The organism is Martelella sp. UBA3392, assembly GCF_002358775.1.
Classification (GTDB): domain Bacteria; phylum Pseudomonadota; class Alphaproteobacteria; order Rhizobiales; family Rhizobiaceae; genus Martelella; species Martelella mediterranea.
Map to the genome: position 1 here is coordinate 19,815 of NZ_DEPM01000144.1, position 14,368 is coordinate 34,182.

General features: G+C 62.7%; 14 protein-coding genes. 1 reads left to right on the forward strand and 13 read right to left on the reverse strand.

The genetic code is table 11. The features are described 5' to 3' along the window. Positions 1-228: 228 nt before the first annotated feature. From B4E36_RS10680 to B4E36_RS10735, 12 genes are all read right to left on the reverse strand, one after another. Complete coding sequence (locus B4E36_RS10680) at positions 229-1,002, reverse strand: ABC transporter ATP-binding protein (protein WP_292056416.1); 774 nt, start codon at positions 1,000-1,002, stop codon at positions 229-231. Between the two features lie 26 nt (positions 1,003-1,028). After that, positions 1,029-1,805, reverse strand: a complete 777-nt coding sequence (locus B4E36_RS10685) for an ABC transporter permease (RefSeq protein WP_292056414.1) — start codon at positions 1,803-1,805, stop codon at positions 1,029-1,031. Further along, on the reverse strand, positions 1,798-2,595 hold the full coding sequence (locus B4E36_RS10690; protein WP_292056411.1) for an ABC transporter permease: 798 nt from the start codon (positions 2,593-2,595) through the stop codon (positions 1,798-1,800). The genes B4E36_RS10685 and B4E36_RS10690 overlap by 8 nt, the downstream gene beginning before the upstream one ends. Positions 2,596-2,979: 384 nt before the next feature. Beyond that, positions 2,980-4,017, reverse strand: coding sequence for a 4-hydroxy-2-oxovalerate aldolase (dmpG, locus tag B4E36_RS10695; protein ID WP_292056409.1), 1,038 nt, complete (start codon positions 4,015-4,017; stop codon positions 2,980-2,982). Further along, on the reverse strand, positions 4,017-4,961 hold the full coding sequence (locus tag B4E36_RS10700; protein WP_292056407.1) for an acetaldehyde dehydrogenase (acetylating): 945 nt from the start codon (positions 4,959-4,961) through the stop codon (positions 4,017-4,019). The genes dmpG and B4E36_RS10700 overlap by 1 nt, the downstream gene beginning before the upstream one ends. A 36-nt stretch (positions 4,962-4,997) precedes the next feature. Continuing rightward, entirely contained in the window at positions 4,998-5,702 is a 705-nt protein-coding gene (locus tag B4E36_RS10705; protein ID WP_345900330.1) for an ABC transporter ATP-binding protein, read from the reverse strand. Then, positions 5,695-6,480, reverse strand: coding sequence for an ABC transporter ATP-binding protein (locus B4E36_RS10710; RefSeq protein ID WP_345900331.1), 786 nt, complete (start codon positions 6,478-6,480; stop codon positions 5,695-5,697). Before B4E36_RS10710 ends, B4E36_RS10705 begins: the two co-directional genes overlap by 8 nt. Next, positions 6,477-7,490 carry a branched-chain amino acid ABC transporter permease gene (locus B4E36_RS10715; RefSeq protein WP_292056401.1) on the reverse strand — a complete coding sequence of 338 codons (1,014 nt, stop codon included), beginning with the start codon at positions 7,488-7,490 and terminating at the stop codon, positions 6,477-6,479. Before B4E36_RS10715 ends, B4E36_RS10710 begins: the two co-directional genes overlap by 4 nt. Beyond that, positions 7,487-8,353 carry a branched-chain amino acid ABC transporter permease gene (locus B4E36_RS10720; RefSeq protein ID WP_292056399.1) on the reverse strand — a complete coding sequence of 289 codons (867 nt, stop codon included), beginning with the start codon at positions 8,351-8,353 and terminating at the stop codon, positions 7,487-7,489. Before B4E36_RS10720 ends, B4E36_RS10715 begins: the two co-directional genes overlap by 4 nt. Positions 8,354-8,405: 52 nt before the next feature. Then, positions 8,406-9,584 (reverse strand): ABC transporter substrate-binding protein, encoded by a 1,179-nt coding sequence (locus B4E36_RS10725; RefSeq protein WP_292056398.1) that lies wholly within the window; start codon positions 9,582-9,584, stop codon positions 8,406-8,408. 73 nt (positions 9,585-9,657) lie between these two features. Then, entirely contained in the window at positions 9,658-10,455 is a 798-nt protein-coding gene (gene mhpD, locus B4E36_RS10730; protein WP_292056397.1) for a 2-keto-4-pentenoate hydratase, read from the reverse strand. A gap of 2 nt (positions 10,456-10,457) precedes the next feature. Continuing rightward, entirely contained in the window at positions 10,458-12,173 is a 1,716-nt protein-coding gene (locus B4E36_RS10735; protein ID WP_292056395.1) for a bifunctional 3-(3-hydroxy-phenyl)propionate/3-hydroxycinnamic acid hydroxylase, read from the reverse strand. Between the two features lie 138 nt (positions 12,174-12,311). On the opposite strand from B4E36_RS10735, the gene B4E36_RS10740 reads away from it, so the two are divergent. Then, on the forward strand, positions 12,312-13,124 hold the full coding sequence (locus tag B4E36_RS10740; RefSeq protein ID WP_345900332.1) for a DNA-binding transcriptional regulator: 813 nt from the start codon (positions 12,312-12,314) through the stop codon (positions 13,122-13,124). Here B4E36_RS10740 and B4E36_RS10745 read toward each other — a convergent pair. Beyond that, positions 13,088-14,116, reverse strand: a complete 1,029-nt coding sequence (locus B4E36_RS10745) for a VOC family protein (protein ID WP_345900333.1) — start codon at positions 14,114-14,116, stop codon at positions 13,088-13,090. The two genes, B4E36_RS10740 and B4E36_RS10745, sit on opposite strands and share 37 nt — an antisense overlap. Between the last annotated feature and the right edge of the window lie 252 nt (positions 14,117-14,368).

Sequence of the window (14,368 nt, forward strand, 5' to 3'; positions counted from 1 at the left end):
GCGAAATAGCCGGCATCGCGGGCCCGCCATAGATAGGCATAGACGCCGACGGGAATGTAGCCAACACGGACCTTGGTCAGGTCCTGCGCTACGGCAGGCTGCGGCAGGGCCGACAGCGTGGTCACGGCCATCGCGGCGGAAACGATCAGGGTTTTCAGGGTTTTGTACATGGATTTGTTCTCTCTCTGGTGAGGTTTTTCTGATCTTCTTTTTGTTGTTGGGGGCGGCTCAGACGGCCGCCCCGGCTTGCCGACGCACCGAAGTGTAGACATGGTGACGCAGTTCGAGGAAACGCGGGCTCTCCTTGGTGGCGAGCTGATCGCGCGGCTTGGGAAGGTCGACGACCACCTCCTCCACCACGCGGGCGGGCCGGGTCGACAGCACCACCACCCGGTCGCCCATGAACACCGCTTCATCGATGTCATGGGTGACCAGGAGCGCGGAGATGCCGCGCTCGGCAACCAGCTTCATCAACAGGTCCTGAAGATCGATCCGGGTCTGCGCATCCACCGATGCGAAGGGTTCGTCGAGCAGCAGCAGGCCCGGCGAGGACACCAGCGAACGCGCCAGCGCGCAGCGTTGCTGCATCCCGCCCGAAATCTGCCAGGGGTGAAGATCGGCGGCATGGGAAAGACCGACGGCATCGATCGCGTCATCCACCATCGCCGCCTTCTTTGCCCGGTCGCGTTCGCGCAAGCCGAAACCGACATTGCCGCGCACGGTGAGCCATGGGAACAGGCTGCGATTATAGTCCTGGAACACGATCGAGAGCCATTCCGGCGGCCGGGTGAAGCTTTCGCCCCGGTGCGAGACGCCACCCGCATCCGGCCGCATCAGACCGGACAGACAGCGCAGAAGCGTGGTCTTTCCGCAGCCGGAGGGGCCGACCACCGAGAGGAACTCGCCTTCGGTCTGGGCGAAATCGACGCCGCCCAGCACCGGGGTCGCGTTGCCGGCATAAGCCTTGGTCAAATTCTCGGCCTTCAGAAGTTCGGTGCCCATCGTCGTTTCCGTCCGTGTCAAAGCTGTCATTTCGCGCCCTCTCTCCATCCGATGTGCCAGCGCAGCACCCGGCGCTCCACGGCCAGAAGCGCCAGTGTGAGGACAATGCTGATCGTGCCGATGGCCAGAACGCCGCCATAGACTTTCGCGCTCTGGAACAGGCGCTGCGCGCGCAGCATCGCGACCCCGATCCCGTTCGTCGCGGCCATGAGTTCGGAGATGATCATCATGATCAGCGCCATGCCGAGCGCGATGCGCAGGCCCGCGAAGATCGCCGGCAAGGTGGCGGGCAGGATCACGCGGCACGAAACCGTCACCGGCTTCAGCCCCTCAATCTTCGCCACATCGAGCAGAAGCGGCTCGATCCGCCTTGTGCCGTCAAGCGTGGCAAGCAGCACGGGAAAGAAAGACCCGAAGGCGATGATAAAAATCCGCATGCCATCGGTCGGCCCGAGGATCACGAGCGCGCCCGGAAGAATGGCGACCGCGGGAATGAAGCGCAGGAATTCAAGCGTCGGCCGCGTCCAGTCGATGAGACCGCGCGCCTGCCCCAGCGCCAGTCCGAACACGACACCAAGCCCCCCGCCTATCCAGAAGCCGGCAAGCAGGCGATACAAGCTGGGCCAGGTCGCCTGGTGTAGAAGCGGCGCTCGGAAATAGGAAAGCCACGCCTCGATGATCGGGCCGATCCGCGGCAGATAGGGCGCGGGATGGGCAATCGCGGCCCATTGCCAAACAGCCACGAGGAGCGCGATGAACAGCCCCTGGACGAACAGGATCGTCAGTTTTTGGCGATCAGGCAAGATGCTCTCCACTCCATGGAAACAGGGCGCGTTCGATGCGCAGGAAGACCATGTTGATCCCCTGCCCCATGATCCCGGCGCAAAACACCACGGCCCACATGTCCGCGGTCTGTCCCGACAGGCGCGCGGCCTGCAGCACCGCGCCCAGCCCCGGCCGTCCGGTCAGCAATTCCACGGTGATCGACAGCGCCAGCGCCACGGAGGCGGCGATCCGGGTGCCGGTCGCAATCGATGGCAAGGCGGCAGGAAGCACGATGCGCGCGATCCGGCCCGCCTGCCCGAGGCCCCAGACCCGGCCGACATCGAAATAGCGCGGATCGATGGCCTCCACGCCCTGGCGCGCGGCGAACAGGATCGGCCAGATACTGGCAAAGGTGATCAGCGAGACCTGCATCGCGACGCCGATCCCGAGCGCCATCAGGGCCACCGGAATGAGGGCCACCGAAGGGATCGGGCGCAGGAATTCCAGCGTCGGCCGGCTCGCCCGTTCCAGCCAGGGAACCAGCGCCAGGAGAATGCCGAGCGCGGTTCCTAACACCATGGCGACCGCCATGCCGATCGCCCACGAAAACAGGGTCTGAAGCGCCGCGAGAACGAGAGCGCCATTGGTGATCTGCATGACGAAAGAACGGAGAATGGCAAGGACCGAAGGCAGGTCGCGCGGATCGACCACTCCGCTCGACCGGAGCATTTCCCAGAAGGCCACGAGCACCAGCGCGCCGGCCAGCCCCTTGCCCGCCTTGCCGATCTGCCACCCCCGGCGGGAACCGGATACGCCGACATCAGCCATGAAATCCCCACCCGATCCGGGAGAAGGTCGTATTGGAAGCGGCCTGGCTCAAAACAAAACTCCTTCGGTCTTCAACCTTTGATGTTGCACGAGAAGGGGTCGCCGCGTTCACGACTCTTATTTGGTTGCGGAAGGCTTTCCGAGGATCATAAGATATTCATATTATCAACTTGTATTACAATTTTGCATCTGTCAACGTTTGACCTCGTCGACAGCATGAAGCGTGTGAAAGTCTGAAAAGGCAGATTCCGGGAGGGGGGGTGGCCGGACATGGCCGACGAACAGGAGGATCGCTGCGGATATCCGTGATCGGCTGGATTTCATGCCACGCTCGCCATTATCGCGGGAGAGGGCATTCAGCCAGGCGCGTCGACCAAACCGTCGTCAGGCCGAACGCTTCCGGCGCGTTGCGAGCATGTCGAGAGCGACATCGACGATCATGTCTTCCTGGCCGCCGATCATCCGGCGCTCACCGAGCTCGATCAGGATGTCGCGTGCATCGACGCCGTAGGTCTTGGAGGCGTTCTCCGCATGCCGCAGGAAGCTGGAATAGACGCCGGCATAGCCGAGCGACAGGCTTTCGCGATCGACGCGCACCGGCCGCTCCTGCAACGGGCGCACCAGATCGTCTGCGGCATCCATCAGGGCGAACAGGTCGCAGCCCGTAGCGATCCCCATGCGGTTGAGGACGGCGATCAGCACTTCGAGCGGCGCATTGCCGGCGCCGGCGCCCATGCCCGCAAGCGAGGCATCGACGCGCGCCGCACCCGCCTCGATGCCGGCGACCGCATTGGCAATGCCCAGCGCCAGATTGTGATGGGTGTGGACGCCGACCTCGGTTTCCGGCTTCAGCGCATCACGCAGCGCCGTAACGCGGTCGCGATACTGGTCCGGCAGCAGCGCGCCGGCGGAATCGGTCACGTAGACGCATTCCGCGCCATAGCTTTCCATCAGCCTTGCCTGCTCGGCAAGCTTTGCAGGCTCCGCCATATGCGCCATCATCAGGAAACCCACCGTATCCATGCCGAGCGCGCGCGCCGCCTCGATATGCTGGCGCGAGACATCCGCCTCGGTGCAATGGGTCGCGATCCGCACCGAACGCGCGCCGGCCCGATGGGCCTGCTCAAGCTCATGCACGGTTCCGATGCCCGGCAGGAGCAGGACGGTGACGGCGGCGTTTTCGCACACTTCGGCGACCGCCGCGATCCATTCGATATCATCATGACGGCCAAAGCCGTAATTGAAGGTCGAGCCCGCCAGACCGTCGCCATGGGTGATTTCGATGGCGTCGACACCGGCCCGGTCCAGAGCGCGGGCGATGTCACGGACATCGTCGAGGCTGTATTGATGACGCATCGCATGCATGCCGTCACGCAGCGTCACATCCTGAATATAGAGTTTGTCCCTGTTGCTCCGGCTCATTATGCGGCCCTTTCCGTGATGGTTTTTGCGGCCCAGTGATTGGCGGTTCTGAGCGCGGCAGACGTCATGATGTCGAGGTTTCCGGCATAGGCGGGCAGATAATGGGCCGCCCCTTCCACCTCCAGAAAGATCGTGGTCTTCAGTCCCGTGGCAAGGCCAATGCCCGGCATCCGCACCGGCTGGTTGTCGCCGATCTCCTCGAACTGCACACGCTGCTTCAGCCGGTATCCGGGCACATAGCCACGGACCGTCTCGGCCATGTCGGCAACCGAACGTTCGATATCGTCCCGCGACGCCCCCTGCGACAGCACGAAAACCGTGTCGCGCATGATCAGCGGCGGTTCGGCGGGATTGAGAATGATGATCGCCTTGCCGCGCTCGGCCCCGCCCAGAAGCTCGATCGCCTTCGAGGTGGTTTCGGTGAACTCGTCGATATTCGCGCGGGTGCCCGGACCGGCGGATTTCGAGGAAATCGAGGCAACGATCTCGCCATAGACGGTGCGGCGCGAAACCCGAGACACGGCATGAACCATCGGGATCGTCGCCTGGCCGCCGCAGGTGACCATATTGACATTGGGCTCGTCGATATTCGCGTCGCCATTGATCGCGGGAATGGTGAACGCGCCGATCGCGGCCGGCGTCAGATCGATGACCTTCTTGCCGTCCCTTTGCAGGATCGCGTTGTTGGAAACATGGGCGCGCGCCGACGTCGCGTCGAAAACGACCTGAATATCCCTGTATTCCGGCATTTTCAGAAGACCTTCAATGCCTTCATGGGTGGTCGCCACACCAAGCCGCTTTGCCCGCGCCAGACCGTCGGATTGCGGATCGATGCCGACCATGGCACCCATTTCAATCACATCGGAGGTTCGCATCACCTTGATCATCAGATCCGAGCCAATATTCCCGGACCCGATAATCGCGCACTTGATCTTTTCCGTCATGACCTGTCCTTTTCCGTCAATCCTTTGTCCGCCCGGTCAGGCGGCGACCGCCACGAGGCGGCTCAGTTTCTCGTGATCCTCAAGAAGTTCCGCGCTCGCCGATTGGTGGACGATCCGCCCGCGATCAAGCACGATGGCGCGCGCCGTCATCGACAGCGCCAGACGCGCATGCTGTTCGACAACGATCACCGAAAGCCCTCGGTCGCGGATCAGCTCCCGCACGACCTGGGCCAGCTCCTGAATGATGATCGGCGCTAGGCCTTCCATCGGCTCATCGAGCAGCAGCAGGCGCGGATTGGTCATCAGCGCGCGGGCTATCGCCAGCATCTGCTGTTCGCCGCCGGAGAGCTGGTTGCCCATATTGGCGCGGCGTTCCTTGAGACGCGGAAACACCTCGTAGACCGCGCCGAGATCCCACGGCCCCGGCCGCGCCACCGTCGTCAGGTGTTCCTCGACGGTGAGCGAGGGAAACATCGCCCGCTCCTGCGGCACCCAGCCGAGACCGGCATGGGCGCGTTTATGCGTGGCAAGCGAGGTGATATCGGCGCCGTTGAAACGGATCACGCCCGCCCGATGGCGCGTCAGCCCCATCAGCGTGCGCATCAGCGTCGACTTGCCGACGCCGTTGCGCCCTAAAAGCGCGATACTGTCGCCGCCTGCCATGGAAAACGAGACATTGTCGAGCACGCTGGCCTCGCCATAACCGGCGCAAACGCCCTCAAGGGTCAGAAGATCAGTCATGGCCGCCCTCCCCGAGATAGACTTCGCGGACGCGGCGGTCGCTCATGATCTCGTCCGGCGTTCCCTCGGTCAGCACCCTGCCCGAGACCAGAACGGTGATGCGCTCGGCAAACCGGCGCACCAGTTCCATGTCGTGCTCGATGAACAGAATGCTGACATCGGCGGGCAGTCTGGCAATGACGTTGAAAACCTCGGTACTTTCGCCCGCCGGAATGCCGGCCGCCGGCTCATCGAGCAGGAGAATGTGTGGCCTGGATGCCAGCGCCAGTGCAATCTCGACCAGACGCTGCTTGCCATAGGCAAGCGTCTCGACCGCGCTGCCTGCCTGGTTTTCAAGCCCTAGATCCTGGATCAGGTCGAGCGCCTCCTCGATTTCGACCGTATGGCTTTGCAGCGGGCGGAACCACTGCCGGGTAAGCCCCTTGCGCTCCAGTATCGCCAGCAACACGCTTTCGAGAACCGTGAGCTTGGGAAACAGCGTGTTGATCTGGAACGTGCGGGCCATGCCCTTGCGCACCCGCTCCTCCTGCGAGGTCTGCGTCACATCCTCGCCGCCGATGAATACCTTGCCGGCGGTCGGCGGCAACACGCCGGTGAGCATGTTGATGAAGGTGGTCTTGCCCGCGCCATTCGGCCCGATCAGCGCATGACGCGCGCCGGTGGGCAGGGCGAAGCTGATATCGCTGTTGGCCTGAAAACCGCCCCAGCTTTTCGACAGGCCCTCGGTTGCCAGTGCAAAGCCCGCGCTTTTGGAAAGGAAACTGGTATCGTGTTTCATTCCGCCGGCTCCCTCTTGCGCAGGGCCGGAAGGCCCTTGGAAGCAATGAAGCGCAGCAGATCGCTGGCGCCGCCGGTCAGCCCGCCGCGCAGGAAAAACACCACCGCCATCAGCAGCACGCCCATCCAGAACTCCCAGTAGACCGGATCGACCTCATTGAGAAAATCATGGGCGACCACGAACACGGCCGTGCCGATTACCGCGCCGTAAAGCCGGCCCGTGCCGCCAAGGACAAGCATCACCAGGAATTCGGCCGAACGGGTAACCGAAAGGGAATCGACGCCGACGAATTGCGTCGTCTGCGCCATCAGCCCGCCGGCAATGCCGGCGATCCCGGCCGAAAGGGTGAAGGCGACCTGCAACCGGTTGTTGACCGACGCGCCAAGGGCGGGCATCCGGTTAACGCCCTCGCGGATGGCGCGCAGCGACAGGCCGAGCGGCGAGGAAGCGAAAAACTTCAGCGCGACAAAAACGATGGCGAGCACCGCATAGGCATACCAATAGGCAGTGTTGCCGAAGAAATCGAATTCGAAGGTGCCGAAAAGCGGCGCCATTTCGATGCCGGAAAGCCCGTCCATGCCGCCGGTCACGCCGCTCATGCGATTGGCAAGTTCATAGGTCACGAGACAGATGCCGAGCGTCACCATCAACCGGGTCAGATCCTTGCCGCGCACGACAAGGAAGCTGGTCAGATAGCCGATGGCGAGCGTCAGCGCGCCAGCGATCAAAAGCCCGCTCAAGGGCTCGCGCCAACCATTGACGGATAGAAGCCCCGCAGTATAGGCGCCGATGCCGAAGAAGGCGGCATGGCCGAGCGACACGATGCCGGCATAGCCGAGCACCAGATCAAGGCCGAGAACCGCGATGGCATAGGTCATCAGTGACAGAACGAGCGCCCGGTCGAAAGGCAGCAGGAAATAGAGGGCGGCCGGCAGCAGCCAGAAGACAATTTCGGCAAGGCGCGGGCGCGGCGACGCGAGCCTCTGGACGGCCTGAAAACGGATTGTCATGCGCGCTTACCCCCAAGACCGGAGGGAAACGCGATCAGCAGCACGATCATCATGACATAGATGATGAAGGCGCCGATTTCCGGCACGAAATACTTGCCCGCGACATCGAAAACACCAAGCAGCAATGCGGCGATCAACGGCCCCCTGATCGAGCCTGCGCCGCCGACAACCACGACCAGCAGGAAATAGACCATGTATTTCAGAGGGAAGGTCGGGTCGAGCCCGAGCACTTCCACGCCCAGCGCGCCGCCGAGACCGGCAAGACCGGTGCCCAGCGCAAAACAGAGGGCAAAGACCAGATTGACATTGATGCCAAGGCCCGCCGCCGCATCCTGATTGTCGACGGCGGCGCGGATTTCCGCGCCGAAGCGGGTCTTCGACAGCATCAGGTGGAGCGCCAGCGTGACAGCGGCGACAAAGGCGATCAGAAGCAGCCGGTATTTGCCGAAATCGACGCCCATGAACCGGACCTGCCCTTGCAGCATGTCCGGCATCGCTACGAACTGCTGCGACGCGCCGAAGAAATAGTGCGCGGCTGCAATCGAGGAGAACACGAAACCGACAGTAAACAGCATCTGGTCGAGATGCGGCGCCTTGTAGAGCCTTTGAAACAGAAGACGCTCGGCGACGATACCGCAGAGCCCCGCAGCCACAAAGGCGAGCGGCAGGGTGGCGAGAAAGGGAATACCCGCCCTGTTGGCCAGATAGACGCTTGCGTAACCGCCGATCATGGCGAACGACCCATGGGCCAGATTGATGAAATTCATCAGTCCCATGGTGATGGAAAGCCCGACGCCGACCAGAAACAGCAAGCTGCCATAGGCCAATCCGTCGAAGAGAATGCCGACAATATTACCTGCCATTCAAAGCTCCGAAAAAGGAAGACGGGGGGGCAGAGCCGCCCCGTCTCTGGCCTCAAGGCGTCATGTCCCGGCTTTCGGGAAATTCGAAAAACTCGACATTGGCGAGATTGCCGTCGACCGCCTCGACCTTGCGGACATAGATGGTCTGAACGATGTCGCGGTTTTCCGGATCGACGGTGATCGGTCCACGCGGGCTTTCTATGGTCGCGCCCTTCAGCGCCTCGGTGATGGCCGGGCCCGAGGCATCGCCGCCGGTCTTTTCCAGCGCGTAGTAAAGCGCGGCCATGCCGTCATAGGCCGAAACCGAGAGGAAATTCGGCCACGGATCATCGGGATAGGCGGCAAGATAGGCTTGCACGAATTCCCGATTGAGGTCGGAATCATGCGCCATCGCATAATGGCCGGTGGTCACCACGCCGAGCCCGGCATCGCCGGTCTGGCGGATGGTCAGCTCGTCGGTGAGATCGCCCGTGCCGAGCATGGTGATGCCCGCTTCCTTGAGGCCGCGCTGGTCGAACTCCTTGATGAAGTTGATCGTCGCCTCGCCCGGCGGCAGCCAGACGAACACCGCATCCGGCTTGGCGTCCTTGATGCGCTGGATGAACGGAGCGAAATCCGGGTTTTGCGCCGGAACGCGCAGGCTTCCCGCAACAGTGCCGCCATTGGTCGTCAAACCGCGAATGAAGGCTGTTTCCGCATCGTGACCGGCGGTGATGTCGGCCACCAGCGTGTAAACATTCTCGTAGCCCTGTTCGGCGGCAAAGCGACCGGCCGGCTCGGTGATCTGCGGCAGGGTCTGGCCGACGCGGATCATATAGGGGTTGGCATCGGTGATATGCGACGATGATGCGTTCATCACGATCATTGCCGTTTTGGTTTTCTCGGCCAACGGCGCGGAGGCCATGGCCGAAGCGGTGAAGGTGAACCCGGCCAGGACATCGACATGATCGCGCACCAGAAGATCCTGCACCGCGCGGCGGGCGCGGTCGGGGGCAATACCGCCGTCATCCTTGACGATCAGCTCGATCTTCTTGCCTGCAACCTCATCGCCATGCTGTTTCATGAACAGGTCGATGCCGTTCTGCATCTGGGTGCCGTAGATGCTGAACGGCCCGGACAGCGACAGAACCACGCCAACCTTGACGGTATCGTCCGCTGCGAAGGCTGGAAACCCTGCCGTCAGCGCGGTTGCAGCCAATGCCGCACCGAGAAAATATCTGCGTTTGATCATTTTGGTTTTCCTCCTCAAAAATATGATGCCGGCAGCCGGGTCGCCTCCATGAAAACCCGGTCCGGCTTGCTGTTCAGTCCAGATTGTTACCGAAAGCGGCGCGAACCGACCCAAGGCCTTCAATGTCGGCCTCAAGCTGGTCTCCGGGTGAAACCGGGACCATGGGCCCGAGCGCGCCGGTCATGATGAGATCGCCGGCCAGAAGCGGTGTTCCAAAGGTGGCCATTTTGCGCGCCAGCCACAGCGCCGCGTTGAGCGGATGGCCGAGGCAGGCCGCGCCGGAACCGGTCGAAACCGTTTCGCCGTTCCGGGTCATGGCCATTGAGAGAGTTTTGAGATCAAGGCCGGCAAGCGGCACCGGAACGCCGCCCAGAACCACGAGCCCGGACGATGCGTTGTCGGCAACCGTGTCGTTGAAGCGGATATTCCAGTCTGCAATCCGGCTGCCGACGATCTCAATCGCGGGAAGCGCAAAGTCGACGGCGCGGATCAGTTCGACCAGCGTCGTGTCGGCCGCCTTGAGGTCGGCCTTCAGCACCAGCGCGATCTCCGCCTCCGCCTTCGGCTGCATCACCCGCGCAAAAGGCATTTCCTCGTCATCGCCATAGATCATGTCGGCGAAAAGCGTGCCGAAATCCGGCTGATCGACGCCAAGCTGCGCCTGCACGGCCTTGGCCGTCAGCCCGATCTTGCTGCCGACGACCCGCCGACCGGACGACACCCAATGCTCGACATTGGCGCGCTGGACCGCATAGGCGGTCTCGCCGTCATCGTCGGGCATGGCATCACGGATCGGGGCGATGGGCTTTGCCGTTTCCTCGGCGGCAAGAAGCGCGCCCGCGAGTTGCCGGACCAATGCGGGATCGACCATGATCACGCCTCCTTCGCCACCGCCATCCGCTGCGGCTTGCCGGGATAGGACATGGCGCGCGCCAGCGAACGCGAGACCTCGGTCACCGTCAGCGGCGTGGCCGTGGCCGCCACCACGCGGTCGGGCCGCAGGAAGACCACGGATTCCGGCCAGTTGCCGAACCATTCCTTCAGCCGGCCCTGCTGATCGCCGATCTCGACGACGCCGTTCATCGCATCTGTTCCGAAGCCGAGCGCCTCATCGGGCCTGACGCCGAGCTGCACGTCCGGCTTCACACAGATGAAGACCGCGCCGAGCGCCTGCCACATCGCGACCTGGTCGGCATCCATATATTGCAGCGGATTGTTGCCCCAGGAGAGGATTGCGAAGTTGGGACCGATCAGGTCGTCCATGCGCCTGACCTCACCCGTGACGGTGCGCACCCGCGGCTGGATGAACAGGCGACCGACCGGGCTTTCCTTGCTTTTGACGCGACTTGGCACGAGAGCGCCTTCGGTAAAACGCGGCATCGGCTTGAAGCGCATCTCGACGATGTAGCGCTTGACGGCGGGAAACAGGTTCAAAAACCGGGTGACGCCATCGCGCACCGTGCCGAGAAACGCATACGGCGGATTGAACACCTTGCCGACCATGACCGACAGGTCGATCATCGCCTTGGCATGGCTGCGCCGCTCGCTCTCATAGGTATCGAGAATGTCCGGACCCAGACGACCATTCACCACCATGGCCAGCTTCCAGCCGAGATTGGCGGCGTCGCGAATACCGCTGTTATAGCCCTGCCCCTGCCAGACCGGCATGATATGGGCGGCGTCGCCGGCAAGCATGACCCGCCCCACGCGGAAGCGATTGGCAAGCCTGGCATTGTGATTGTAAATGCGGCGGCGGATCAGCTTTGCCTTTTCCGGCTTTTCCAGAACCTTGGCAAGCAGGGCGCGCATGACGTCGGGACGCTCGAAATGGGCTTCGTCCTCATCCTTCATCACCATGAATTCGAAACGGCGCACGCCGTGCGGCAAGGCGGCAGAAACGTAAGGCCGCTTCGGATCGCAGACCAGGTAGACATTGGGCGTGCCGACGGGATCGTTCTCGACATCGACGACCATCCATTGATTGGCGGCCGTCTTACCTTCGAAGGCAAGGCCCAATGCCTCGCGGACCGGACTGCGGCCGCCATCTGCGCCGACCATATAGTCAGCATCGATGGTGAAGGGACCATCCGGACCTTCCACCGTCGCGACCACGCCGTCCGCGTCCTGCTTCAGGCTCTTGAATTCGGTCGCGAACAGGACCTTCACGTGGCTGAAGCGGGAAAGCCCCTCGTAAAGAATCCGGTCGGCCTGCGGTTGGATGAAGGCATTGCGTCGCGACCAGCCGAACTCGTCGGTTTTCGGTTCAAGAGAGGCCCAGCAGCGGCCCTTCGCGGTCAGGAACCGCATCCAGTGCAAGGGCGTGGTGTGCGGCTCGATCCTGTCGGCGAGCCCGATGCCCTGCATCGTGCGCATCGCCTCATCGTCAATGCCGATGGCGCGCGGGTAATCGATCAGCTCCGGCAGCGCCTCGATCACGATCGTCTCGACGCCATAGCCGCCAAGATAATTGGCGAGCGTCAGGCCAACGGGGCCCGCGCCCGCAATCAGAACCCGCGCCTTCATCGGGGTCGCGCGCGCGGTCTCGGCCGCCGCGGCGGCATCTTGATGTGAACTGACGGGAAATGTCATGATCTGGCTCCTCGGTCTCATCGTCCGGGAGACGTTCTCCTCCGCGCCCCGGCAACCGGGATCAGCTATCAGCAGGCTTGCAAAGTTAACAACGATCATGAAAGATTCGTGCACATAGTGCACGTGACGGGAGCTCAAATGGGAGACGCAAGCCACACGCCATACAAGCCTGTCCAAGGGCTTTCGCGCGGCCTCGCTTTGTTGCGGTCTCTCAATCAGGCCGAGGGTGGATGGGCGACCGTGCGCGAACTGAGCACGGCAACGGCGCTGCATCGCACAACGGTGCGCCGGCTTCTGGAAACGCTTCAGAACGAGGGGCTGGTGCGCCGGTCGACCTCCGACGACAGCTACAGGCTGACGGCCGGCGTCTATGGCCTGAGCGACGGCTACAATGAAGACGAGTGGATTTCGGAAGCAGCTTCCGTCGTTCTCGGCGAACTGCTTGTCAAGGTGGTCTGGCCCTCGGATCTGGCAACGCTGGACGGGCTTTCCATGCAGGTGCGCGAGACCACGCACCGCTTCAGCCCGCTCTCGTTTCACAAGGTCACGGTGCGCCGCCGCCTGCCGCTGACCACAACGGCTCTGGGCCGCGCCTATCTTGCCTTCTGTCCGGATGAGGAACGCCAAAAGCTGCTTGCCGAGCTTGCGCAGCAGCCTGGGTCGCTTCTGGCGGAACCATCGGCGCGGAGCGCCTTCGAGGCGCAGCTCGATGACCACCGGAAAAACGGCTACGCATTTGCCAATGGCGACTGGACTCGCGAGCAGAAGATCATGGCGCTCGCGGTTCCGGTCATGCATGGCGACAAGGTGGCCGGCTGCATCAATGTCGTGATGCTGCGATCGGCCATGAGCCTGTCGCAGGCATGCGAGAAATATCTCGCGCCGCTTCGGGAAGCGGCGCGCAAGGTCGAAGATTATTTGGCCGGGGCGGGGACGAGCTCATTGCGATAGAGCCCGGCGCAGCCGGTGGTGTCGCGGCCGCGGCTGCCTGTCGATGTGTCGATGGGATCGCCGTACCAGGTCATGCCGTCCGGAAACGCTTCCTGCTCCCATTCGATCGCCTTCCAGTCGGGGTCGAAAATCAGGTAGCCGCCGGCGTAAAGCTCGACGCGGTGATCGGACCCCGGATCGTGAATGTAAAGATACATCGCCTGGCCGATGCCGTGCTTGCCCGGTCCGACGCCATAGGAAACGTCGAGATCGCGCAGCGTGTCGGCCGCGGTCAAGACGTCGGAAAAATCCTGCAGGTTGAAGGCGATGTGATGAAGCTGGGCCGTCTTGTTGAGACCATTGGCGACAATCGCCAGATCGTGCACCTGCGGCGTCACCGACATCCAGGAGGCCAGCACGGTTCCCGGCCGGTTCGGCAAATGGGCGAATTCGCGGCGCTTGAAGCCGAGCGTATCGCGCACCCAGTTTTCAGCCTGATTGATCGTGTCCGGCGAGGCCTGAATATTGAAATGATCGATCCGGCGCACGCCGAGACCACGCCGTTTCGAGCTGTTGGACGGCAGGCGCGAGCGCATGCTTTCCGGCGCCAGCGGCTTTTCCATATCGTAGTAGAGCTCGAACGGATGGCCGCCGCCGGGTAGCAGGAAACGGATCGCTTCGCCGCGTCCGGCTTCGGCGCCGGCCGGAACCTCGAGAACCTCGATACCCTGCCGGCTCAGTTCCTCATGGAAAAGCGCCACATCCTGCGGGCGTTTGACGCGGAATGAAAAGGCATTGACGACGGCCTCTTCCTGTTCGGTCAGAACCAGGGAATGATGACCGAGTTCCTGATAGCAGCGCAAATAGGACACATTGTCATTACGCTCGACCTCTTCCATGCCCAGCGTATCGCGGAAGAAGAACAGCGACTTTTCGATATCCCTGGTGCCGAGATTGACGGTGCCGCACTGGGCGATCTGCGGCCCGGGGTCAAACTGGTCTGAAAATGCCATGGAAAGCCTCCCTGAAAATGGCAACACTTCTCTAGCCGGGAAACCGCCTGCGGCTTCCTGAACATTGCGTCCCGGCCGCGACATGCGCGGCACTGGCCTTTGATATGAAAACGTCTGGCGAGCGCCGCTCCTCGCGGCATTGGGACCGCGCCGTCCGCTTTTCACTGGCTAACAGAGGCGAAACAGGCGGGACAATCTTCAAATCGGCGACGTGCACAATGTGCACAGCATGGGCGGACCGTTTGCGTGCGC

Bases quoted from the DNA above. Each gene is read 5' to 3' on its own strand.
- B4E36_RS10725 (WP_292056398.1), bottom strand. From the start codon at position 9,584: ATGATCAAACGCAGATATTTTCTCGGTGCGGCATTGGCTGCAACCGCG.
- B4E36_RS10680 (WP_292056416.1), bottom strand. From the start codon at position 1,002: ATGGGCACCGAACTTCTGAAGGCCGAGAATTTGACCAAGGCTTATGCC.
- B4E36_RS10735 (WP_292056395.1), bottom strand. From the start codon at position 12,173: ATGACATTTCCCGTCAGTTCACATCAAGATGCCGCCGCGGCGGCCGAG.
- B4E36_RS10720 (WP_292056399.1), bottom strand. From the start codon at position 8,353: ATGGCAGGTAATATTGTCGGCATTCTCTTCGACGGATTGGCCTATGGC.
- B4E36_RS10705 (WP_345900330.1), bottom strand. From the start codon at position 5,702: ATGACTGATCTTCTGACCCTTGAGGGCGTTTGCGCCGGTTATGGCGAG.
- B4E36_RS10715 (WP_292056401.1), bottom strand. From the start codon at position 7,490: ATGACAATCCGTTTTCAGGCCGTCCAGAGGCTCGCGTCGCCGCGCCCG.
- B4E36_RS10745 (WP_345900333.1), bottom strand. From the start codon at position 14,116: ATGGCATTTTCAGACCAGTTTGACCCCGGGCCGCAGATCGCCCAGTGC.
- dmpG (WP_292056409.1), bottom strand. From the start codon at position 4,017: ATGAGCCGGAGCAACAGGGACAAACTCTATATTCAGGATGTGACGCTG.
- B4E36_RS10710 (WP_345900331.1), bottom strand. From the start codon at position 6,480: ATGAAACACGATACCAGTTTCCTTTCCAAAAGCGCGGGCTTTGCACTG.
- B4E36_RS10690 (WP_292056411.1), bottom strand. From the start codon at position 2,595: ATGGCTGATGTCGGCGTATCCGGTTCCCGCCGGGGGTGGCAGATCGGC.
- mhpD (WP_292056397.1), bottom strand. From the start codon at position 10,455: ATGGTCGATCCCGCATTGGTCCGGCAACTCGCGGGCGCGCTTCTTGCC.
- B4E36_RS10700 (WP_292056407.1), bottom strand. From the start codon at position 4,961: ATGACGGAAAAGATCAAGTGCGCGATTATCGGGTCCGGGAATATTGGC.
- B4E36_RS10740 (WP_345900332.1), top strand. From the start codon at position 12,312: ATGGGAGACGCAAGCCACACGCCATACAAGCCTGTCCAAGGGCTTTCG.